The 22,736-nt window shown below is 39.0% G+C and carries 18 protein-coding genes; 13 read left to right on the plus strand and 5 right to left on the minus strand.

Going from position 1 to position 22,736, the window contains the following annotated elements; translation table 11 throughout:
• Positions 1-81 precede the first annotated feature (81 nt).
• Positions 82-642, plus strand: a complete 561-nt coding sequence (locus CZ487_RS13920; RefSeq protein WP_077212888.1) for a TetR/AcrR family transcriptional regulator — start codon at positions 82-84, stop codon at positions 640-642.
• A gap of 141 nt (positions 643-783) precedes the next feature.
• Positions 784-1,389: a nitroreductase family protein gene (locus tag CZ487_RS13925; protein ID WP_077215320.1), complete on the plus strand. Its 606-nt coding sequence runs from the start codon at positions 784-786 to the stop codon at positions 1,387-1,389.
• 42 nt (positions 1,390-1,431) lie between these two features.
• Here CZ487_RS13925 and CZ487_RS13930 read toward each other — a convergent pair whose 3' ends face one another.
• Positions 1,432-2,646 (minus strand): SEC-C metal-binding domain-containing protein, encoded by a 1,215-nt coding sequence (locus CZ487_RS13930; protein WP_161949646.1) that lies wholly within the window; start codon positions 2,644-2,646, stop codon positions 1,432-1,434.
• A gap of 286 nt (positions 2,647-2,932) precedes the next feature.
• Here CZ487_RS13930 and CZ487_RS13935 point away from each other — a divergent pair, with 286 nt between their 5' ends.
• From CZ487_RS13935 to CZ487_RS13950, 4 genes are all read left to right on the plus strand, one after another.
• Positions 2,933-4,984, plus strand: coding sequence for an efflux RND transporter permease subunit (locus CZ487_RS13935; RefSeq protein ID WP_419865753.1), 2,052 nt, complete (start codon positions 2,933-2,935; stop codon positions 4,982-4,984).
• Complete coding sequence (locus tag CZ487_RS13940; RefSeq protein WP_077212891.1) at positions 4,981-6,789, plus strand: hypothetical protein; 1,809 nt, start codon at positions 4,981-4,983, stop codon at positions 6,787-6,789. The genes CZ487_RS13935 and CZ487_RS13940 overlap by 4 nt, the downstream gene beginning before the upstream one ends.
• A 49-nt stretch (positions 6,790-6,838) precedes the next feature.
• The gene (locus CZ487_RS13945; protein ID WP_077212893.1) at positions 6,839-7,216 is read left to right on the plus strand and encodes a VOC family protein; all 378 of its coding nucleotides are present in this window, start codon (positions 6,839-6,841) and stop codon (positions 7,214-7,216) included.
• Between the two features lie 309 nt (positions 7,217-7,525).
• Positions 7,526-8,005, plus strand: a complete 480-nt coding sequence (locus tag CZ487_RS13950; RefSeq protein WP_077212894.1) for a CBS domain-containing protein — start codon at positions 7,526-7,528, stop codon at positions 8,003-8,005.
• Positions 8,006-8,959: 954 nt separating this feature from the next.
• Here the strand turns inward: CZ487_RS13950 and CZ487_RS13955 are convergent.
• Entirely contained in the window at positions 8,960-9,148 is a 189-nt protein-coding gene (locus tag CZ487_RS13955) for a hypothetical protein (protein ID WP_077212896.1), read from the minus strand.
• Positions 9,149-9,697: 549 nt separating this feature from the next.
• Here CZ487_RS13955 and CZ487_RS13960 point away from each other — a divergent pair.
• Positions 9,698-9,943 carry a YuzB family protein gene (locus CZ487_RS13960; RefSeq protein ID WP_077212898.1) on the plus strand — a complete coding sequence of 82 codons (246 nt, stop codon included), beginning with the start codon at positions 9,698-9,700 and terminating at the stop codon, positions 9,941-9,943.
• Positions 9,944-9,992: 49 nt separating this feature from the next.
• Here the strand turns inward: CZ487_RS13960 and CZ487_RS13965 are convergent, their stop codons facing one another.
• Both CZ487_RS13965 and sstT read right to left on the minus strand, forming a co-directional pair.
• The gene (locus tag CZ487_RS13965; RefSeq protein ID WP_077212900.1) at positions 9,993-10,913 is read right to left on the minus strand and encodes a nuclease-related domain-containing protein; all 921 of its coding nucleotides are present in this window, start codon (positions 10,911-10,913) and stop codon (positions 9,993-9,995) included.
• Between the two features lie 847 nt (positions 10,914-11,760).
• Complete coding sequence (gene sstT / locus CZ487_RS13970) at positions 11,761-12,993, minus strand: serine/threonine transporter SstT (protein ID WP_077212902.1); 1,233 nt, start codon at positions 12,991-12,993, stop codon at positions 11,761-11,763.
• 279 nt (positions 12,994-13,272) lie between these two features.
• Between sstT and CZ487_RS13975 the strand changes: the two genes are divergently transcribed.
• The 6 genes from CZ487_RS13975 to rbsK all read left to right on the plus strand — a co-directional run bounded on the left by CZ487_RS13975 (position 13,273) and on the right by rbsK (position 20,756).
• Positions 13,273-13,998 (plus strand): 3-ketoacyl-ACP reductase, encoded by a 726-nt coding sequence (locus CZ487_RS13975; RefSeq protein ID WP_077212903.1) that lies wholly within the window; start codon positions 13,273-13,275, stop codon positions 13,996-13,998.
• Positions 13,999-14,352: 354 nt separating this feature from the next.
• A complete protein-coding gene (locus CZ487_RS13980; RefSeq protein ID WP_077212905.1) occupies positions 14,353-15,528 on the plus strand; it encodes an acyl-CoA dehydrogenase family protein in 1,176 nt (391 codons plus the stop codon).
• A 28-nt stretch (positions 15,529-15,556) separates the two neighbouring features.
• Positions 15,557-16,468 (plus strand): SDR family NAD(P)-dependent oxidoreductase, encoded by a 912-nt coding sequence (locus CZ487_RS13985; RefSeq protein WP_077212906.1) that lies wholly within the window; start codon positions 15,557-15,559, stop codon positions 16,466-16,468.
• A gap of 92 nt (positions 16,469-16,560) precedes the next feature.
• On the plus strand, positions 16,561-18,114 hold the full coding sequence (locus CZ487_RS13990; protein WP_084783271.1) for a long-chain-fatty-acid--CoA ligase: 1,554 nt from the start codon (positions 16,561-16,563) through the stop codon (positions 18,112-18,114).
• Between the two features lie 725 nt (positions 18,115-18,839).
• Positions 18,840-19,832 (plus strand): LacI family DNA-binding transcriptional regulator, encoded by a 993-nt coding sequence (locus CZ487_RS13995; RefSeq protein WP_077215322.1) that lies wholly within the window; start codon positions 18,840-18,842, stop codon positions 19,830-19,832.
• A 6-nt stretch (positions 19,833-19,838) separates the two neighbouring features.
• Entirely contained in the window at positions 19,839-20,756 is a 918-nt protein-coding gene (rbsK, locus tag CZ487_RS14000; RefSeq protein WP_077212910.1) for a ribokinase, read from the plus strand.
• A 136-nt stretch (positions 20,757-20,892) separates the two neighbouring features.
• On the opposite strand, the gene CZ487_RS14005 is transcribed toward rbsK, so the two are convergent.
• Positions 20,893-22,128, minus strand: a complete 1,236-nt coding sequence (locus CZ487_RS14005; RefSeq protein WP_077210804.1) for an IS110 family RNA-guided transposase — start codon at positions 22,126-22,128, stop codon at positions 20,893-20,895.
• Positions 22,129-22,736 lie beyond the last annotated feature (608 nt).

Raw genomic sequence — 22,736 nt, forward strand, 5'->3', positions numbered from 1 at the left:
ATCAACACCAATAGAATCTTTGATATGTTGTTTATCCAACACATTAAGGAATTTGTTTAAAAAGTGGGGAGTGAAGATCATTTGAGTCAATCAAAGACAGACCCTCGAGTTCTAAGGACTCGGAAGTTAATTATGGATTCCTTTATCCAACTTTCGGAAAAGAAAGAGTTCAAAGATATTACGGTTAAAGACATTACAACAGAGGCAATGATCAACAGGGCGACATTTTATTATCATTTTGAGGATATCTATGACCTATTGGAAAAGGTACTATCAGAAGTATTATTAATTAATTTGAAAGGTGACCAGTTTGAGAATAATGAAATTAACGAAGAAGGTATCATAACTATTTTTAAAGCAATCGCCAATTTTCAAGCTTCCTTATCCAATCGCTGTCATCGGGGATACGAAGATACGATCGCTCGTATTATAAGAGATCAGCTAGAGGTCATTTTTTACAAAATGCTGTTAAAACAACATAATACAGAAGGGGATGAATCGCTAAAAGTAACGGCAGTCATGCTCAGCTGGGGGATTTACGGCGCTTCTGTTGAATGGAGAAGAAATAGTAATAGCATCACACCTCAAGAATATATTAAACCTGCTATTCCTTATCTGATGTCAGGAATCGTCTTAGGTTAGAGCTATCTAGTAGTTTGGTACCAACTTGTTATCTAATATTCATTATTATTTGACAATAGGAAATTTTTAAACTACCATTGCTTTGAAACGGAGATATTTTTAGTCAAAATATTTTTGTATGGAGGTATACATAGGATGACAATGGTAAAAACAAAAGATTTCTACACGGCGTTGCAAGAAAGACGTTCCTATTATGCTATTAATAAGGACGTACAAGTTTCGGAAGAGAGAATAAGAGAAATTGTTGAGTTTGCTGTGAAGTACACTCCATCTGCTTTCAACTCTCAAACAGCACGTCTAGTTGTCTTGACAGGTGAAGCACATAATAAATTATGGGACATTACGACTGAAACGTTAAGAAAAGTAGTAGGAGACGGGGACTTTGAAGGAACTCAGCAAAAAATGGATTCCTTTAAAGCGGGATATGGAACGGTTCTATTTTTTGAAGAAGAAGCAATCGTGAAATCTCTTCAAGAGCAATTCCCTCTATATGCTGACAATTTCCCAGTTTGGTCTGAACAAGCAGCAGGCATGCACCAATTAGTCGTTTGGACAGCTCTAGAAGCTGAAGGGCTAGGTGCATCACTACAGCACTATAATCCATTAATCGATGATGAAGTGAAGAAAGAGTGGAACATTTCAGATAGCTGGAAATTGGTTGCACAAATGCCATTTGGCCAGCCGACTGCTCCAGTGAAAGAAAAAGAATTTAAGCCAGTTGAAGATCGAGTTTTGTTTTTTAAGTAAAATTAAAGTCTGATGGTTGATTCCATCAGACTTTTTTCACGATTATTTTCCGCAGCATTTTTTATATTTTTTTCCACTGCCGCAGATGCAAGGTTCATTTCTCCCCACTTTTCTTTGCTTTTGAGTTAGGTTCGTGTGAAGTGGGTTTTGGTTTGAAGTCAGCGGCCATGTTAGTTTTTTCTCCTGTGAAGACAGTTCATTCGGTGTATACCCTTTCAAAAACCACTGCCTAGTATGATTCATGAGTTCAACCACCTGGTCCATGACACCCTGGACGGCTTCGACACTGTTAAAGACCATGACTCTTCCTAAAAAGCGAAGAACATCATTCGGGCCATCTCCCATTCTTGCCGCAAATTCACACTGTTTCGCAATTTTTTCAGCATCTTCTTTGCTGCATTCAAAGGCACGAGCTAGATAAGAGCCGAGTTTCACAAAATGATCCGTGCGTTCCACATAATCCTTGGCTCCGGCAGCAAGCACCTGGTTCTTTTTAAAAGGATAATAGTTAAGCTCTCCTCGCATTTGCTGTTCCTTCACGACAGCTGCTGCATTTAAGACGCTCGCATGTGAGTAACCATGTTCGTCCACCTTGATGTTTTGATAGTAAGAAATTGCCTGGTCCAACACAGAAAAGTATTCAACGGCGGAATGTTGTTTACCAGTATATTGATCTAGTAAAACCAGTAAATCTGAAGTGTTAAGCGTACCATAATAATATAACAATCCGTTTGTAAGCTGAATCCATTCAGTATTTCTATTGATGACAGCATTCAACTCTTCTGTTCTTACAAGCTGTTTCAATATGTGCACGATCTCCTGCGGAATAGCTATTACCCGTTCATCTTTGAAAGAACCTGTGAAAATAAATCCTGTTGCACGCAATAGATCAATTTGGTTATCTGTTAAATCTGGTGCAGTTATGTATCCGTCTTGATTGACGATTTCTTTAATCATTTCATAGAGACCCATATCAAACATGGAAAGCATATCTTGTAGTAGTTCTGGAATCTCTTTTTCTAGTAATGTTATCAATTCTGCTTTTTTCAAGCTGCTGGCATTCTTGATTTTTAAGTGCCTGCGTATTTGGTCAAGGTCTGATTTATTCAGACTGGAAAGTGCCTCGTTCATACTAATGGGGACAGTGATCTTACTCCAAATTCTTTGATCCTTCTTATCTAGATTTTTCCCTTTTGAACCAGTTTGTACAGTAATAACCCCTGAACGTGATGGTTTTTTTGTCTTAGTCGTATTCATAAGTTCCCCCTCTGCAATATATGTATATATCCTTAAAAAAGTTGATAACCTTAATTTTACCATATTTGATATTCAAAGTGATAGGGCTAGCTTGTGAAACGAAGATGTGAGGAAATAAAACAACCATTCACAAAGGAAATTTTGAGACCGTCTTTTTCATTCGAGCCTGTACTAAACCTTTTAACAAAATAGAGCCTATCAAATCGTTTTTGAATAGCAACTTGTTCCCAACACAATACTAAACTGAAAAAGTAAAAGAGCTAAGAGAGGATGAATAGTGATAGGGATGGCGGCACGTATCATTGCTCATAAAAGAACCATTTTGGTTGCTTTTTTTATCATTGCGATTATATCAACTGTGGCGCAATTTTTTGTTTCGGTTAATTATAATATGGTTGATTATTTGCCGGATGATGCTCAGTCCACCAAAGCACTGAAGATCATGGAGGAGGAGTTCACTGCTTCTGTACCAGATACGAGAGTGATGGTAAAAGGGGTATCCTTACAAGAAGCACTCGCGATAAAAGAAGAATTGGCAGCCATTGATGGTGTAACAGAAGTGCTTTGGCTGGATGACGTGGTTGATTTGAAAACCCCGCTGGAAATGGCCGAGCGAGAAACAGTTGAAAATTATTATAAGGATGGTAATGCTCTATTTTCTATAAGCGTTCGTTCCGGGGACGAAGTCAAAATAACGGATGCCATCTATGAACTGATTGGGAAAAATGGCGCAATCGCAGGGGAAGCCATCAATACAGCCACCTCGCAAAAGATGGCTGGAACAGAGTCGCTTTATGCAGCTGCCTTAATCGTTCCAATTATTATCGTCATTCTAATCATTTCAACTGATTCCTGGGTCGAACCAGTATTCTTCCTAACGGCGATCGGAGTATCCGTGTTGATTAACCTGGGAACAAACATTTTTATTGGTGAGGTTTCTTTCGTTACTCAGTCGGTTGCTCCGATTTTGCAGCTTGCTGTTTCACTCGACTACGCGGTTTTTTTACTTCATAGTTTCTCTGATTATCGGAAGAAGATGAACCATCCGGAAGAAGCCATGAGGCTTGCGATGAAAAAGTCATTCCCAGCGATCACTGCAAGTGCAGCCACTACCTTTTTTGGATTTATCGCACTCACCTTTATGAAATTCGAAATAGGCTCAGACCTGGGAGTTAATTTGGTGAAAGGAATTATTTTAAGTTTTATTAGTGTGATGGTCTTTTTGCCAGCCCTTACCCTTGTATTCTACAAATGGCTGGATAAAACAAAGCATAAAAGCTTTGTTCCGAGCTTCGCTGGTATCGGAAATCTAGTTGTAAAGTTCAAAATCCCTAGTTTATTAATTGTTTTCGTGCTTCTCATCCCAAGCTATCTAGCACAAAGTAACACAACTTTTACATACGGCCTAGGGGATCAGCCAGAATCAACGCGTGCTGGCAGTGACTATCTCATTATTGAAGAAGCATTTGGTCAAACAACACCTATTGTGCTGCTGGTGCCGAAAGGGAATGTCGTAAAAGAAACCGAGCTTGTACAAGAGTTAGAAGAATTAGATCATGTGACAAGTGTGATTGCTTACGTAAATATTGTTGGGTCTGTCATTCCGCCCCAATATTTGGATGAATCAGTGACAAATGAATTTTACTCAGAAAACTACAGTCGTATTGTCATCAATACAAACCAAGCGACAGAAGGCGATATTCCCTTTTCAATTGTTAGCAAAGTAAATGAAATAGCATCAAATCATTATGGGGATGAAGCTCTAAGCTTAGGGGAAAGCGTTACCTTGTATGATATAAAAAATACGGTAACAAAAGATAATATCGTGGTGAACATGTTAACGATTGTCTCCATCGCGATCGTATTAATCGTAACCTTTAAATCTATTTCCATCCCATTGGTGTTACTAATCACGATTCAATCAGCGGTCTGGATCAACTTGTCGATTCCTTATTTTACAAACTCTTCTTTAGTCTTTGTCGGTTATTTGATCATCAGTACCGTTCAGCTTGCCGCAACGGTGGATTACGCGATTTTACTAACAGAAGCTTATCATCATCATCGCCGTGAATTAGCTGCTAGAAAAGCAATCATTAAGACTTTGGATGAAAAAACATTCTCGATCTCGATCTCTGCAGGGATTTTATCCAGTGTAGGGTTCATTTTATGGATCACATCCTCTAATCCAATTGTCTCCTCCATCGGAATTTTATTAGGCAGAGGAGCACTACTTGCCTTTGTGATGGTTGTCTTTTTCTTGCCAGCGATGCTGTTGGTATTCGATAAAATCATCAAAAAAACAACACTGCAAGCAAATTTTTATGAGGAGAAAAGATGATGAGAATAAAACAATGCCTGCTAGTTATGATCTCTTTGTTGATCGTCTTAACTTCCTATTATAGTTATGGTAACCATGCACTAAAAGAAGCCGCAGCACAGAAAACAGAAGGGAAGCTTACTTCAAAAGATGAAGTTGTTTATGCTGCCTTGAATGCGAATGGCGAACAGAATGAAATATATGTAGTAAATACTTTAGATGTCGCAAAGCCCGGGGAGATCCTCGATTTTGGCAATTATCGCAGTATTAAAAATTTAACCGACTTATCGGAGCTTGTTCAAGAAGATGGAACAGTGAAAATTCAAGCTCCTGAGGGTAAATTTTACTATCAAGGAAATATGAAAGACGATGCACAGTTACCGTGGAATTTTGCTATTTCTTACAAATTAAATGGGGAGGAGGCCGCTCCATCAGAGCTTGCCGGAAAAAGCGGTCACTTGACCATAAATATAGATACTGCTGCAAATGAAACTGTCGATCCCGTATTTTATGACAACTACGTCTTGCAAGTATCATTGTTGCTTCCAAATAGGTATGATAACATCGAAGCTTCAGGTGGTATGATCGCAAATGCTGGAAAAAATAAGCAAATTACCTTTACAGTTTTGCCTGGTCAAAATAAAAGTCTTGAAGTGCAAGCAGATGTTGAGAACTTTGAATTACAAGGAATAGAAATAGCAGCTGTACCATCAAGTCTGCCTTTTGATACAGCACAGATGGAGGATATGACAGAAGATATGTCGACCTTATCGGATGCCATTGGGGAATTGCATCGAGGTGTTGCAGACTTAAAAGAAGGTGTGTCCCAATTAAATAATGGCGGGACGCAGCTGCAAGAGGGCTCGCAGCAATTTCAAAAAGGGATGAACCAAATTGGCAATTCCTCTTCTGACATAGTCGGTGCATCAAGTTCTATCCGTGAAGCCCTAGTGAAGATCAGTCAGTCTCTAACCGGCAATCCATCTGCTAAAGATCTTACAAGTCTGAATGAATTGCCGGACGGCTTAAGAAAATTAGCCAATGGCCTAACAGAAAGTGCGAACGGACTATCTTCTTTACAGAAAAACTACTCACAAGCCTATTCTTCTTTAGCAAGCGCCATCGAAGGAATTCCTGCTGGGAAGCTGACAGATGGAGAGGTTGCGGCATTGAGAGGAAGCGGTGCAGATGCGCAACTAGTGGAGAAAGTGCTTGCGTATTACAGCGCTGCACAAAAAGTGCGGGGGACCTATACGAATACTAAGCAAGTTTTTGACGCTGTAGAACCGTCATTAAAACAATCTAGCGGAGCGGTGCAAAACATCAGTGATCAGTTGGTCTCGATCGCTAATGATCTTTCTAAATCTCCGGATATGAATAGCGGTGATCTAGGGGAGCTGCAAAAAGGCTTGAACGCGATTGCAGCAAATTACCGGGAGTTCCATTCTGGATTAGTCCATTATACAGACGGAGTCACACAATTGTCTGACAACTATAATGACCTGAATGCCGGAATCGCAAACCTCACAAATGGAACAGGCGAACTAGAAAAAGGAGTAAATGAGCTTCACAGCGGTACAGCTGAATTAAACCAAGAGACAAAAAATTTACCAGATCAGATGCAAGAGGAGATCAATGGGATGATCGAGGAATACGATAAATCTGATTTTATACCTGTATCATTTGTCTCTCCAAAAAATGAAAAAGTCTACAATGTTCAATTTGTGATCAAAACAGAAAGTATTGAACTAGAAGAACAAAAAGAGGAGAAAGATGAGCCTGTAAAAGAAAAAGGATTTTGGGATCGCTTGCAAGAGTTATTTTAAGTTTGATAAACTCATTTAAGTAACTATGATGAGGAAATAGGAGATTCTAATGATTAATAAAATAGGCAAAATAACCGTTTATGTAGAGGACCAAGAAGCAGCAAAGGATTTCTGGATTAAAAAGATAGGGTTTGTTTTAAAATTTGAACAACAAATGGGCCCTAATATGGCTTGGATTGAAGTTGGTCCAAACGAGGACGAATTTACCACTTTAGTACTTTATTCAAAGGCTGCAATGGAAAAACAAAATCCTTCAGCAGTGGCCCATCCGTCTATTTTATTTAGTACAACTGATATCGATTCAGCATATGAAAAGATGAAACAAAACGGAGTAACTGTCGATGAACTCCAAAAAATGCCGTTTGGATCGATGTTCACATTTAAAGATCAAGATGGAAACGATTATATACTGAGAGAAGACAAATAAAAGGATACTCAATAAAAGATCGTGTTGATAGAAAAAAAGCTATTAACACGATTTTTTAATAAAGAAACATATTTTAGTACAGCTCGCTTGCTATAAAAGCTAAAAATTCATAAAAAGTTAATAAATAATCTTGAAATAAAGTTAAAATAACCTTTACAATATAAATAAGAGTTAATTAGAAATAAAGTGAAGTTTTTGCTAAAAACCGATGATACAATAGAAGACATCTTATATTTTAACTGAAATGATAACGCTTCCAATAAAGGGGTTTACAACATCCGTAAATAAAGCATGGGAGGGGATTACAGCATGCAAGTACGAGATTTTATGATTTATCAAGTATATACTGCTACACCAACTACAACCGTAAAAGAGTTATTATCAATTTTTGACAAGCATAGCATCGGCGGCCTGCCGGTGGTTGATGACAAAGAAAAGTTATTAGGCATGGTAACGGATGGGGATATTCTGCGTTTTCTTTCTCCAAATAAAGAGAAGTTCATTGCCTCTCCCTATATGACTTATGTTGTTGAAGCTGAAACGGTCGATGATGTACTGAGTTATAAGATGAACACACCGATAAGTGAAATCATGGTCAAAAAGAACATTAAAACATTAACCCCTGACGATGACCTCTGTAGTGCGATTAGATTAATCTCCAAACATCGTTTTAAAAAGCTACCAGTTGTAAATGGAGCAGGCCGGGTAGTCGGCATCATCAGCCGCGGAGATGTCATCCAACATTTATCAAGAAAAACAGTCGAAAAAGAATTAAGCACCATTTCTTAAGAACTCAACTCAATGTAAAGATAAAAGCCGTCTCATGGAAAGACGGCTTTTATCTTTAGTGAATAGAAAAAGAGGAAGTAGATAACAATAAAAAACCGTGCCTGAAGACCGAAAAACATCTTGTGAGCTAGGTAAAAGGTTTTCATCGCTGCGATGAAGGCCAATTAGCTTCTCGTAAACTAGAAAAACGGTCTTCATCTTCCGCATGAAGACCATTTAGCTTCATGGAAACTAGAAAAACGGTCTTCATCCGCGTCATGAAGACCAATTAGCTTCTCGGAAACTAGAAAAACGGTCTTCATCTCCGGCATGAAGACCATTTAGCTTCTCGGAAACTAGAAAAAAGGTCTTCATCTCCGGCATGAAGACCAACTAGCTTCTTGTAAACTAGAAAAAAGGTCTTCATCTGCGTCATGAAGACCATTTAGCTTCTCGGAAACTAGAAAAAAGGTCTTCATCTCCGGCATGAAGACCAACTAGCTTCTCGGAAACTAGAAAAACGGTCTTCATCTCCGGCATGAAGATCAACTAGCTTCTTGTAAACTAGAAAAAAGGTCTTCATCTCCGTCATGAAGACCATTTAGCTTCATGGAAACTAGAAAAACGGTCTTCATCTCCGGCATGAAGACCATTTAGCTTCTCGGAAACTAGAAAAACGGTCTTCATCTCCGTCATGAAGACCATTTAGCTTCTCGGAAACTAGAAAAACGGTCTTCATCTCCGGCATGAAGACCAACTAGCTTCTCGGAAACTAGAAAAACGGTCTTCATCTTCCGCATGAAGACCAATTACTTCTCATGAACTGGAAAAAAGGTTTTCATCGCTGTGATGAAGACCAATAAGCATATCGCCAAATAGGATACTGGTTTTCATCTCTAACATGAAGACCAAAATCAAGAGAACCCTCTTCACACTAAGTAAACATAGATACTTTACCGGTAAAGTCCTATTTTCTTACAACCAGCTTTCCGGTGATAAAAATACTTCGGTAACGACTGAAAGAAATACTAATGCCAAAATGATGACAAGTTGGAGGATCCCTTTTTTTGTTATTCTATTATGTGCTGTCATGTTTTTTCGAGTAATTATGAGAGCTCCGAATAAGCCAATGATGGTCACTGTGAAGGATATATAGCCTCCCATCCATTTCATCTCCTTAATAGATAAGTAGATTTCTGCTTAGAATCTACCTTTGTTTATGGATTCTATCACTAAATATTATAACCTTACTAACCGTAGAAAAAGAAAGAACAATATGTGAACATTGGAAAAATCCCCTTAAGAGACACGATGTCTCAGAAGGATAAGATAAAAACGAATGGTTGCATGGTCCAATTTCATCGCATGAATTATAAGAAAGAATGAGGCCTTTCTTAAATGATCCTTCTGTATTATCTGTCCGGCCCTTGTGCTAGAGACTTTCTATCAATTGCTTTTGGCTGTTCTTCAAACCAACCATACATCCTGCAAAACAATTTTGTACATAGTGTGTTATCATGAAAACAATCCTCACAATCGTCAACTAAGTTTACAAACTAAAGTTCTATGTCAGGACGAAGTAGGACAAGTTATTATATAATAGCAGAGGCAGATCTTCGCTGCATAGGCCAGTAGGTAAGAATAAGATGTGCTGAGCAAGTTAAAGATGTTACTATCTTCATGATATAAAATAAGTAGAAGGGAGAGATCGACATAGGTATTGTAGTAGTTGAAATTTGTGACAGCAGCTTGATTAATGAACTTGACGTAGAGGCGATCATAGAATCACAGTATCCCGACGTCGCCGTGCTTTCGAACGAATGTCTCTCCTTCTGTGGTATGTGTGCGAAAAGACCATACGCCATTGTGAATGGCAAACGTATTTTTGCAAAAACGCCCGAAGAATGCATAGAGCTAATTAAAGAAGAAATTGAGAAAGAATTAGCTTTTTATCAATAATATATAACCTGTCCTTATGCTGGGGCAGGTTGTTTTATTATTCAGTAGACTATTGATAATACGTTTCCTTTGTTTTTCCATATGCGGTATAGTGATTCTTTAAAATTCTGCATATGGTCTTTGTATGTAATTCTACTAAACACCAGTTGTAAATATTTCTGGTAGTGATGTTTTTGTCAGGAAATAATAACTTAAATTCTTCTATATTCCGTAAAATGGCTTGTTCTAGTTTTTCGCGTCCACCGCACCCTGCACAAATAAGGTAGCTATTTTTAATTTTTTTAATGGATACCATGAATGATTGACAAATTCTGCACCATATTCCTTTTTGGAGATCCTCATACGTATATATAGGCAATATTGTGTATGGATTTAAAGCTCTATGTAGGGACACTAATTTATGAGCAAGTTTTTTGTGGTTATCATTTAATTTTGAGGGAGTATTATTTAAATCAACCAAGAAACGATTTACCTGAGTTGGGAAAATAAGAGATTGGTCCATAGGGGCTTGATATAAGGTAAATTCGGGATTGATAAAGATGATGTAGGGTTCGACAGGAAAACTTTGTTTGAGATTTTGAAGAAGTTGCCTGAACAAAGTTTCACTTCTTTTTAGCTGGATAACTGGATTTTTATATTCACGTTTGGTTGTTGCAGAGAAGAGCCTATCTGCATCCATGTAATAATCTCCTTCGAAATTTTTTACATCAATTAGATGAATAGCTCCTTGCGAAACAATTAACTTATCGATTTGAAAAAAAGAGTTGTTCACTTCAAGGAGTAAGTCATTAATAATGTACCTTTCTTCTTTAATAAAGTCATCTGCAAGCATGTCAAATTTCTTTTCCCCTTCAAACCCTTTTTCAAGACTTAAATAACGATACTTTTCTTTTTCAGTTAAGGAGCCTCTAATGTATAAACTTCGCAAAATTAGTAATTCCAAAGGTTCTGTTCGATCCTTAAGCAGCATAAGCCACATCCTCTCATATTTTCTATCTCCATTCTACAAAAAGATAATAAGAATTTTTCTCGAAAATATGGATATTTTGTTAATGTTTGTAGACCTTTAAATAGGTATGTTAATCACAGGTATTTGGAAAAATTCTAAAGAGGTTTATTAAGGATTATAGGCAGAAGTGATGAGGAAGTAGGTGGAAATAAAGTTTTGATTCGGACAAGAAATTGCCCAGAATGAGACGGCGAGTCCGAGTAGGCGGGGGATTCAGACAGAAAAAAGACTTCAACAAGAAATTGGGTCTGAATAAAATCGTAATTCAGACAAGAGATCTGCTAAGTTGAGAAATCAAGTCCGAATGGGCGGGGGGATTCAGACAGAGAAGAGACTTCGACAAGAAATTGGGTCTGAATAAAATCGTAATTCAGACAAGAGATCTGCTAGGGTAAGAAATCAAGTCCGAATGGGCGGGGGATTCAGACAGAAAAATGACTTCAACAAGAAATTGCGTCTGAATAAAATCGTAATTCAGACAAGAGAACTGCTAAGGTGAGAAATCAAGTCCGAATGGGCGGGGGATTCAGACAGAGAAGAGACTTCAACAAGAAATTGGGTCTGAATAAAATCGTAATTCAGACAAGAGATCTGCTAAGTTGAGAAATCAAGTCCGAATGGGCGGGGGATTCAGACAGAAAAGAGACTTCAACAAGAAATTGCGTCTGAATAAAATCGTAATTCAGAATAGAGACTAGCTTTACAAGCAAACAAGCGACGAATATAACCATCCTACAACCGGAAATGATCCGTATCCAAAAAAAAGACCCATCCCACAACCTAACTGTGGAACAGGTCTATTTTAAGATCATGCTTTAATAATAACTTCCTTGCCTTCTTTACGCTTTTTAGCATACTCTGCTGTTGCTGTGAAGAGGGCATCAGTGGATGAATTGAGGGCCGTTTCACAAGAGTCTTGTAACACTCCAATGATGAAACCAACACCAACCACCTGCATGGCAATGTCATCCGAAATTCCAAACAAACTGCTTGCTAGCGGGATCAGTAACAATGACCCGCCGGCAACACCCGAAGCACCTGCAGCAGATAATGCTGATAAAACACTTAGAATAAGAGCAGTACCAAAGTCTACTTCAATTCCTAAAGTATGAACAGCTGCTAATGTTAAAACGGAAATCGTAATAGCTGCACCGCCCATATTAATAGTCGCTCCAAGCGGGATAGATACTGAATACGTATCCTCATCTAAACCAAGTTCATCACATAATTTCATATTAACTGGAATATTCGCAGCTGAGCTTCGTGTGAAGAAGGCTGTAAGTCCACTTTCTTTTAAGGTTTTAAAAACAAGTGGATATGGATTTTGACGAATATTGATGTATACGATCAACGGATTCACAACAAGAGCCATAAAGAACATTGATCCTAGAAGAAGTAGTAATAATTGTCCATAATCAAGCAATGCCGAAAGACCATTTGTTGCAATTGCTTCAAATACTAGTCCCATAATACCGAACGGTGCTAAGTTGATGACCCATTTAACAATATGAGTGATCGCATCTGCCACGTTGGCAATCGCAGTTTTAGTAGTATCCGCTGCGTTTCTTAACAAAACACCTAGAAGAAGGGCCCATGTAAGAATTCCGATATAGTTCGCATTTAACAATGCACTTACTGGATTGTCTACAATATTGAATAGTAAAGTTTGAAGTACTTCAACAAGACCTCCAGGAGGCGTCAAATCTTCAGCACCTGGCACTAAGGATAATGTAACCGGAAAAATAAAACTTGCTAACACAGCTACAAATCCAGCTAAGAAAGTACTGATTGCATATAAACCAATAATCGATTTCATATTGGTTTGGTGGCCGCTTCGATGTTTTGAAATGGCGTGAATCACTAAGAATAGCACCAATATTGGTGCAACTGCCTTAAGTGCCCCAACAAATAAAGAACCAAAAATGGTAACCCATCCTGCTGCATCAGGAATCGTTAGAGCCAAAACAACACCAATAATAAGGCCGACAAGAATACGTTTTACTAGGCTCACTTGGTTCCATTTGATAAATAAATTTTTCATCTGTAATCCCCCGATTTATAATAAGATAAGAACACGAAAAAGACAAATGCTTTTCTGTGGTGGACAATGATATTGGCTATTGTAACACGAATATTAATAATTGTGAAATTAATTGTTATATCAGAATATTTTACCTATATGAAATATATTGCATAAGTATATGTTTATGATGTGCAACACAGTCCTGATTAAAACGTTACAGCAACATAATGGAAATAGAGGTAATAAATATAGTAATATAACTATTGTGTTAAAAACGAAGAACAGGAGTTGTTAAATTTGGCACAATCATTAAAAGGTAAAGTAGCATTTGTAACAGGAGCTGGCCGCGGAATCGGGAAAGCGATCGCTTTGGGGTTGGCAAAAGAAGGAGCACATGTAGGCCTGTTAGCAAAAACAGAGGAAACGTTAAAAGAATTAGCGAGTGAATTAGAAGGCTTAGGAGTGAAAGCTGCATATGCTTCAGTAGATGTTTCTTCATTAAAAGAAGTTGAGCAGGCAATCGAAAAAATCACCAAAGAACTAGGATCAGCTGACATTTTAATCAACAATGCTGGAATTGGTTCTTTTGCAAAAATCTTAGAAATGGATCCGGATGAGTGGAGAAAGATCATTGATGTAAATTTACTTGGAACTTACTACGTAACGCGTGCGGTCCTTCCGCAGTTAATTGAAAAGAACGCTGGCGATATTATTAATATTTCATCAACAAGTGGTTTAAGCGGCTCACCAGGTTCTAGTGCATATAGTGCTTCAAAGTTTGGTGTGATTGGCTTTACAGAATCACTAGCACAAGAAGTACGCCGCAACAATATCCGTGTGACTGCTTTAACACCAAGTACAGTTGCAACAGAACTTGCAGATGATTCATCATTAATTCCTGAAGGCAAGCACGACCAATACATGCAGCCGGAAGATTTAGCAGAGTACATTGTTTCACAATTGAAATTAAATCAAAGAATGTATATTAAAACCGCAAGTTTGATCAATACTAACCCGTTCTAATTTTTATATTGAAAAAGAAATATCAGCATTGTGGAACCCATCTGAAACCGAAGTGATAAGATCACTTCGGTTTTTATTGTTGTTTCAATATATTATATTAATACTTTATGTTTTTTAATAATATAAACTTTTCAGAATATTTTATTGACACAAAAATTTTTTATATATAAAATCATCATCAAGAGGATGTACCTATTTAAGTACGAAGAAGTTTTTACATAACTATGGGGAAATCATAAGCAAACCATCTATTAATCCTCCAAAGAAAATGTATATTTATGGATCTCCAACAACTCAAATTGAAAGCGCCATCAGAACGAAAAGACTAATTATATTTTATGGAGGGGATACGATATGGCAATGGTACTAGGAAATCAGAAGGGCAATGTCTCTTTTTATACAGACGAACACCATATGTTTCGTGATTCGCTGAGAAAGTTTTTGGAAAAAGAAGCAGTGCCTAATTATGAGCAATGGGAAGAAGATCGTCAAGTCCCGCGTTCTTTTTGGACAAAAATGGGCGAAAACGGGTTCATTTGTCCTTGGGTAAGTGAAGAATATGGCGGAATGAATGCTGATTTCGGGTTTGCTGCCATTCTTAGCGAAGAACTCTCAAGAGTCGGGGCAAGTTTATCAACTGGAATTGGTACACACAGCAATATCATCGTTCCTTATATTGCTTCATTCGCATCAGAAGAGAACAAGAAGAAGTTTTTGCCTAAATGTGTATCAGGTGAAATCATCACGGCTGTTGCAATGACAGAACCAGGGGCAGGTTCAGATCTAGCCAGCATTCGCACAACAGCGGTCAAAGACGGTGATCACTATATTATAAATGGGCAGAAAACGTTTATTTCCAATGGGATCCAGTCAGACGTCATTGTTCTTGCCTGTAAAACAGATCCTAATGCGAAACCTGCTCATCGTGGAATCAGCTTGATTTTAGTTGAACGTGATACACCGGGATTTTCCAGAGGAAGAAAACTAAATAAAGTAGGCATGCACGCTCAAGACACAGCCGAACTTATTTTTGAAGATGCTAGAGTTCCTGTCACAAATCTTCTTGGAGAAGAAGGCCAGGGTTTCTATTATTTGATGACAAAGCTGCAGCAGGAAAGACTCGTTGCTTGTATCAATAGTTTAGTGGCGGCAGAGGACATGCTTCAGCTCACCATAGACTATGTAAAACAACGTGAGGCATTCGGAAAGCCGATTTCCAAGTTTCAAAATACCCAATTTAAGATTGCTGAAATGGCAACAGATATCCAAATCGCCAGAACGTTTGTTGATGATTTAATCGGAAAACATATGGCAGGTGTAGATATTGTCACGGAAGTTTCGATGGGGAAATGGTGGATTACCGATATGGCCAAACGTGTTTCTGTAGAATGTATGCAGCTGCATGGCGGCTATGGGTATATGGAAGAGTATAAAATTGCCAAGCGCTACAGAGATATCCCAATTACTTCTATTTTTGCTGGTACTAACGAGATCATGAAAGTCATAATTTCTAAAAGATTAGGTTTATAAATAACTAATATAGAAAGGTTGGATAATCATGAAGAATTTAGAAAATAAGGTTGCTATTGTTACAGGGGCAGGACGCGGGATTGGAAGAGAAATTGCCTTGCTTCTTGCGAAAGAAGGGGCAAAGGTAGTTGTAAATGATTTAGGCGGAGGCCCTGATGGAGAAGGAAATGATACTAAAGTTGCTGATGAAGTGGTGGCAGAAATCAAAGCCGCAGGCGGAGAAGCCGTCGGAAACTACGACTCTGTTGCAGAATATGAAAGTGCTGGAAAAATCGTTCAACAAGCGATAGATTCTTTTGGACAGTTAGATATCGTCGTCAATAACGCAGGTATTTTAAGAGACCGCATTCTTCATAGAATGACAGAAGCAGAATTTGATGCAGTCATTGCGGTCCACTTAAAAGGTTCTTTCAATATGACAAGACAGGCGGCACCTATTTTTAAAGAACAAAAGAGCGGTCGCTTCATTAACTTCACATCGACTTCCGGCTTAATCGGAAACTTTGGTCAGGCGAACTATGCAGCTGCAAAAATGGGAATCTGGGGTCTGACAAAGAGTACGGCGTTAGACATGTCCCGTTATCATGTAACAGCTAATGCGATCGCACCATTTGCTTGGAGCAGATTAATCGGCACAATTCCAACTAATGATGAAAGCGAACAAGCCCGCGTGGAAAAAATGAAGCAAATGTCACCAGCTCATATTGCGCCAGTTGTTGCGTTCTTAGCTTCTGAGCAAGCAAGTGATGTAACAGGCCAAATTTTTGGAGTAAGAGGAAAAGAAATTGTCTTATTTTCTCAGCCGCGTCCAGTTCGTTCTGTGTACAATGCTGAAGGCTGGTCTGTTGAAAGTATTGATAAAATCAAATCATCACTGCAAAATAGCTTTACGCCGCTAGAAGTAACGAAAGATGTCTTCCCGTATGAGCCGCTAGTTTAATAGATAGCGATAAGCAACCAGATTGAAACTGGTTGCTTATCTACATAATATGATAGAGTTTCTGCTGAATAAGAAGAGAGAGGGGTACAAAATTGAGCACATTTGATTACTTATCGGAGACCTCGATTTATGAAATGCTGGAAAAATCAGTTCAAGAATATCCGAACAGGATAGCCGTTATCGATGGATCCATTCAGTGTACATATACACAGCTAAAGACATGGGTCGACACCTTTGCTTCCCATCTAGTACAGAAAGGATTTCAAAAGGGTGACCGAGTAGGGTTGATGTTACCGAATGGCATTCATTATGTTATTTCCTATTACGCGACACAACGGTTAGGCGGTACCGTTGTTCAAGTTAATCCTCTGTACCAAACGTCGGAGTTACAATATATTATTGACGATTCCACTCCGAAATGGTTTATCTGTCAAGAACATCAATCCGAAAAACTGGATAAAATCACCAATACTAATAATATGAGCGTTATTTTTACAAAGGATAAAAATGGAGTTGATCAAATTCTGTTAACAGAACAGATTAAGGAGCTTCCGCCTCTACAAATAATTGCGAAAGAGGACGTTGCGGTTCTTCAATATACAGGAGGGACCACAGGAAAGTCAAAGGGAGCAATGCTCACTCATTTTAACGTTCTTTGTAATATTCACCAAACAGGTGCCATCTACGCTCCCGTCATTAAAAAAGGTGAGGAAAGGCTTTTGGGAATTGCGCCATTGACACATGCAATGGCTATGACAAACATGAATTATGCATTAGTTTGTATAGCAGCCACCTACATCATTCTTGAAAAATTTAATACAAAAGCATTGCTGGAGCTAATTAAAGAATATCGACCGACCTTTTTCGTCGGTGCTCCTACCATGTATATTGCTTTACTGAACCACCCAGATTTAGAGCAATACGATTTGTCTTGCTTCAAACTCTTACTTGCTGGATCTGCACCACTGCCGGTTGAAGTTATCAAGCAGTTAGAAGAAAAAACAGGCGCGATCATTTTTGAAGGATACGGATTATCAGAAGTCACGACATCTGCAACAAGAACTCCATTGAACGGAAAACGGAAAATTGGCAGCGTGGGCATGCCGCTGCCTGAGACAGAGGCTAAAATTGTTGATTTGGAAACAGGTCTGAAGGAAATGCCTAATGGAGAAGAAGGCGAACTGATTGTAAAAGGGCCGCAGATCATGAAAGGGTATTGGAACAAACCGCTAGAAACAGCGGAAACGATTCGCGATGGCTGGCTCTATACCGGTGACATTGCGATACGAGATGAAGATGGCTATTATTTTATAGTAGGAAGGAAAAAAGACATGGTCATTGCTGGAGGATTAAATATTTATCCTGCAGAAGTGGAGGATGTTTTATATCAGCATTCAGACATAGCCGAAACCTGTGTATTTGGTGTCCCGGATGCGTATCTTGGTGAAAAATTGCTGGCTGTTGTTGTCTTAAAAGAAGGATCAACCCTTACAGAAGATGAATTGCTTAGCTGGTGTGAAGAGCGCATGGCCAGGTACAAAGTTCCAAGAGGAATTGAGTTCCGCGACGAAATTCCAAAGACGTTTGTAGGCAAGGTTCTGCGCCGCAAGCTTGTTGAGGAATTTGCAAATAAGCAAAACGCTTGATTTGAGGCAGCAGAAGCTAATAGCTGCATGACTGAATTTGTTACTGTCATTTACTTATGACTATCACTCGCCATTAACTCAAACAACTGTTTGTTGAGTCGATCGCGAGTGATTTTTTAATAAAATAAAATAGATAGAAGATATTGATTAGCTTGGTCTAAGAAACAGCGTATTTATCAAGGATTCAGACAAAAGCTTCATCAACTTGAAAAATGGAGTCCGAAAAAGAGGGTTATTCCGACAAGAAATTCGCCAAAATGCCATGACAAGTCTGAATACGAACGCGATTCGGACAAGAGGCTTACCTGACAGCGATATACAGTCTGAATTCAGAGTTGATTCGGACAGGGCAATCACTAAATAGCCAAGCATAGTCCGAAGAAGTGGTTGATTCAGACAAGAAGAGCACCAATAAGCCAGAACGAGTCTGAATACGAATGGGATTCAGACAGCAGTCGCACCATACAGCAAAGCACAGTCCAAAATAGTTGTATTCTAATATAATAGAAACTATTAAAACCAATTTTTAAAAAAGCATAATAACTATATTGACAGAATTAAGATTGATGTTCTATACTGTGTATGTAACGGGTTACACAATAATAGTTTTTAAAACTATTTATTTTTTCGTTAAACATGTAACCGGTTACATATATAAACAACATATGAATATCAATTTTATATAAAATAATGCTTACATTGTCTTTGGATTTGGGGTGATTGTGATTGCGACGATAAAAGAAGTAGCAAAAGAAGCGGGTGTTTCGGTTGCTACGGTTTCAAGGGTGCTAAATAACAAGGGATATGTTAATGAAGATACTAGAAAGCGGGTAATGTCTTCGATCGAAAAACTGAACTATAAACCAAATGCGGTGGCACGCAGTTTGTTTAAGAAAAAATCGAAAATGATCGGACTGATCGTTCCAGACATAAAAAACCCCTTCTTCCCTGAATTAGCTAGGGCAGTGGAGGACGTTACGAATAGCGAAGGTTATACGTTAATTCTCTGCAACTCTGATGACGATTTCCATAAAGAACAGAAATACTTGGACGCACTTAAACAAAAGTATGTCGATGGTTTTATTGTCGTCACGAGTACCTTGAAAGCTGAGCATGTCGAGGATCATAATATCCCGCTGGTAGCACTGGATCGCAGCATTCATCCAGAAATCCCAGCTGTGTATTCAAATAACTATACGGGAGCCAAACAGGCAACACAATACTTACTAGAACTTGGGTGCAGACAAATTGCCCATATTCGTGGACCCCATCACATAAACAATGCGGAAGAACGTTACAAAGGCTTTACAGACGTAACCAAAGACCAAGGTTTATACGATCCAAAGCTTGTAATAAATGGTGGCTACAGCATTGAAAAAACAATTGGCGTGACATCAGAACTTTTAAAGAAAAGTCCCGAGATCGATGGAATTTTTGCTGGAAATGACATGATGGCCATTGGCGTTTTAAAGGCTGCAGAAAGATTAGGCTTAAAGGTGCCAGAGGATCTCAAGATCATTGGTTTTGATGGAATTGCACTTTGCAAGACAACCAGTCCTGAAATAACCACAATGGCACAGCCGATTTATGAAATGGGGACAACGGCAGCACGAATGCTGCTCGATTTTATAGAAAAGAAAGAAGTTATCAACACGAAACAAGTATTTCAGGTTCAGTTAGTCGAACGCCAATCAACAAGAGTGAGTTTAAAGAGGTGAGGGAATATGGCGTCAAATAAGATAGTGGTTATCGGAAGTATTAATATGGATTTGGTCACACAGACACAGGCGGTACCAAGACTGGGTGAAACGGTTTTAGGTACTTCCTTTACGACCAACCCTGGTGGAAAGGGTGCTAACCAAGCAGTGGCGGCGGCGAGATTAAATGCTGATGTTACGATGATTGGTGCGGTAGGAAATGATAGTTTTGGGAAAGAACTTCTTCATCATCTACAGAATCAGGGAATTTTTACCGGAAATGTGGAACCGGTTACACATAAAGAAACAGGGATTGCATCGATTACCATCGCAAATCACGACAATAGTATTATCGTCGTACCTGGAGCAAATGATTGTGTAACAGAAGAGTTGGTTGAGAAGTATGAAGATGTTATTGCAAAAAATGACACGATGCTGCTGCAGCTTGAGATTCCATTAAAGTCTGTAATAAAAGCAGCAGAACTCGCGAAAAAGCATGGAGTCCGCGTCATTCTAAATCCGGCTCCGTACCAAGATCTGCCGGAAGAGTTACTACAACTAGTTGATTACATTACGCCAAATGAATATGAAGCAGTAGAACTTTTAAAAGCTAGTAATCTTAAAAACCTGCATGAAAAGCTCATCATTACAAAAGGGGCGGAAGGTGTCTCTTTTTATGAAAATGGGTTAGAAAAGAATATTAGCAGTTATAAAGTTGAAGTAGTTGATACAACAGGAGCAGGCGATTCCTTCAATGGTGCTTTTGCTGTAGCACTAAGCGAAGGAAAAACAATCGAAGAAGCTTGTTCATTTGCTGTTGCCGTCGGTGCTTTAGCCGTGACCAAACTAGGTGCACAAAGCGGTATGCCGACTAGAGAACAGGTTGAAGCATTTCTTAATGAAGATAAGCCCAGTGGTAATATGTCAAGCACTAAAATTCAATGAATTGGAAATTAATATTGTCTTTCATTGAAAAGTGTTTAAAAAAGAGTATACCTAATAAACCTCACACTATTTTCAATTTTTTACCAATACTTTCAAGTGTGAAGCTGGGTGTTTGAAAGGGTGTGAATGAGAAGTTTTAATCTCTCCTTTCGGGTGGTGTGTACAACTGATTGGTGCGTAGTAGCGAAAACACCAATCGTACCAGTTTTCTTGCGGTTAAGACGAGAGCGCGTTTGTGTTTATGTTTTGGAACTTCATCGTACTTCTTTGTGTAAAAAGCTTTATATTCAGAGTCGTACTTTCGGATCTTATCGGCAGCTTGAATAAGGTAGTAACGCAGGTATTTATTACCTGTCCTCATTCTAGCCGTTTCCTGGGATTCGAATTCGCCTGATTGGTTCTGGTTCCATACCAAACCTGCATATTTCGCTAAGGCATGATGATCTTTAAATCGCTTTATATCGCTAATTTCAGCTATCAACCCTGCCGCATAAACGTCTCCAATTCCTTTTACAGACGTTAGGGTTTGCGGTATGCCTTTCATTAACTTGGCAATTTCTTTATCCAGACGCTTTACCTGTGACTCGATATGTTGAATGGTACTTAAAGTAACAGACATCGAAATATTTACGGGGTCCTGCATAGCCTTATTCAGCCGGTAAGATGATCTAGCCAACTTTTGAAGGTATTTTGCGATTTCCTCTGGCTTTTCAAATCGGTTTTTTCCTTTATCTTGCAGGAACTCGACGAGTTCCTCGAGGCTCATTTCAGCGATCGTTTCGGGCTCTAGTTCCTCCATGACAGCCATACTCGTAGCTCCGAATTTATCTGAAAATGGATTATCCTGTCTCAGTCCACTGAACTTTAAAAAGAGCTGGTTAAGGAAATACGTTTTATTTCGGGCAATCTCCCGCATAAAATGAAACCTTGTTCGCGTTAAGCGCTGAAGAGCTTCATATTGTATGGCATCTTTCATTTGGGCTGGCAGTCGGCCAAAGCGCAAGTGGTCAGCGATGACCCAGGCATCTATGCGATCGTTTTTTACAAGAGAATCATACCCTTTTTTGAAACGAGCGACTTTTCTCGCATTTAGTACGTAGATAGAGGCTTGAAACTTAGGTTCATAGCCTTTCATTTGGTCTTGTAGATAATGGGCAAGGTGCCAACTGTAAAGATCAGTGGCTTCCATCCCAATCTTCAATTGGTTGGCCTGACTTTTTTCCGCAGTTTCTAGCATTCGTTTGATCAGGGTTTCGGCCCCGGTTTGATCATTAGAAACAGAAAAGTCGGCGAGTGTGGACCCGTCCTCCTTCATGAAATGGACATGATGGGACTTCAAGCTTACATCTACACCAACAAGCATTTGTGACATACCAATCACCTCCAGTATGTAAGTTAATCAAGAACGTTCAGACCTGGGTGCCCACGGGAATCATCGATGTCTTCCTCGTCATCAGCACTCAAAGAAAAGAAGTCCATCATGAGCGCTACACTCACTTCTTTTACGGCGGCGCAACCAGTGGTTAGACCTTCAATAATGAACCATGGGTAGCAGGCTTATGAAGCAGTACACCAAAGTGTCCGCAAGGGGGAGAAGCAATATCCTGATACGATCCTGTCGGTTCCATTGTCCCATGAGCAGGTCTATGAACGCTATAAAAAAATGACGGAGTAAAACGCTGGAGCTTCCTCCATTCTCCGCCATTTCTCGATATTCAGTTAAAGGCATTTCAAAGAAGCAGTAGGGAAACTATCCCCCTGCGAAATAAGAACAACACATTAATCTATTATTGATAGTTTGAACTTTACCTCGGCTTCCCCATCAGGTGGGTGAAACAAGGGTAAAACTAAAATATTTAAGATGGGGAAGCCGAAAGGCTAACCTTGATAACCTATAGGAATCTAGAGTGAATTTTAGAGGATCCGGATCAACTGGAAATTCTTCTAGAAAGAGCTCTTACTAGTACTATACGAGGGGGA

The sequence above is a fragment of the Robertmurraya dakarensis genome (assembly GCF_900156875.1).
GTDB classification, from domain to species: Bacteria; Bacillota; Bacilli; order Bacillales; family Cytobacillaceae; genus Robertmurraya; species Robertmurraya dakarensis.

Coding starts and splice junctions, on each gene's coding strand:
- CZ487_RS13925 (WP_077215320.1), top strand. CDS start 784: ATGGTAAAAACAAAAGATTTCTACACGGCGTTGCAAGAAAGACGTTCC.
- CZ487_RS13980 (WP_077212905.1), top strand. CDS start 14,353: ATGGCAATGGTACTAGGAAATCAGAAGGGCAATGTCTCTTTTTATACA.
- CZ487_RS13985 (WP_077212906.1), top strand. CDS start 15,557: ATGAAGAATTTAGAAAATAAGGTTGCTATTGTTACAGGGGCAGGACGC.
- CZ487_RS13965 (WP_077212900.1), bottom strand. CDS start 10,913: ATGCTGCTTAAGGATCGAACAGAACCTTTGGAATTACTAATTTTGCGA.
- sstT (WP_077212902.1), bottom strand. CDS start 12,993: ATGAAAAATTTATTTATCAAATGGAACCAAGTGAGCCTAGTAAAACGT.
- CZ487_RS13940 (WP_077212891.1), top strand. CDS start 4,981: ATGATGAGAATAAAACAATGCCTGCTAGTTATGATCTCTTTGTTGATC.
- rbsK (WP_077212910.1), top strand. CDS start 19,839: ATGGCGTCAAATAAGATAGTGGTTATCGGAAGTATTAATATGGATTTG.
- CZ487_RS13950 (WP_077212894.1), top strand. CDS start 7,526: ATGCAAGTACGAGATTTTATGATTTATCAAGTATATACTGCTACACCA.
- CZ487_RS13930 (WP_161949646.1), bottom strand. CDS start 2,646: ATGAATACGACTAAGACAAAAAAACCATCACGTTCAGGGGTTATTACT.
- CZ487_RS14005 (WP_077210804.1), bottom strand. CDS start 22,128: ATGTCACAAATGCTTGTTGGTGTAGATGTAAGCTTGAAGTCCCATCAT.
- CZ487_RS13955 (WP_077212896.1), bottom strand. CDS start 9,148: ATGGGAGGCTATATATCCTTCACAGTGACCATCATTGGCTTATTCGGA.
- CZ487_RS13945 (WP_077212893.1), top strand. CDS start 6,839: ATGATTAATAAAATAGGCAAAATAACCGTTTATGTAGAGGACCAAGAA.
- CZ487_RS13935 (WP_419865753.1), top strand. CDS start 2,933: ATGGCGGCACGTATCATTGCTCATAAAAGAACCATTTTGGTTGCTTTT.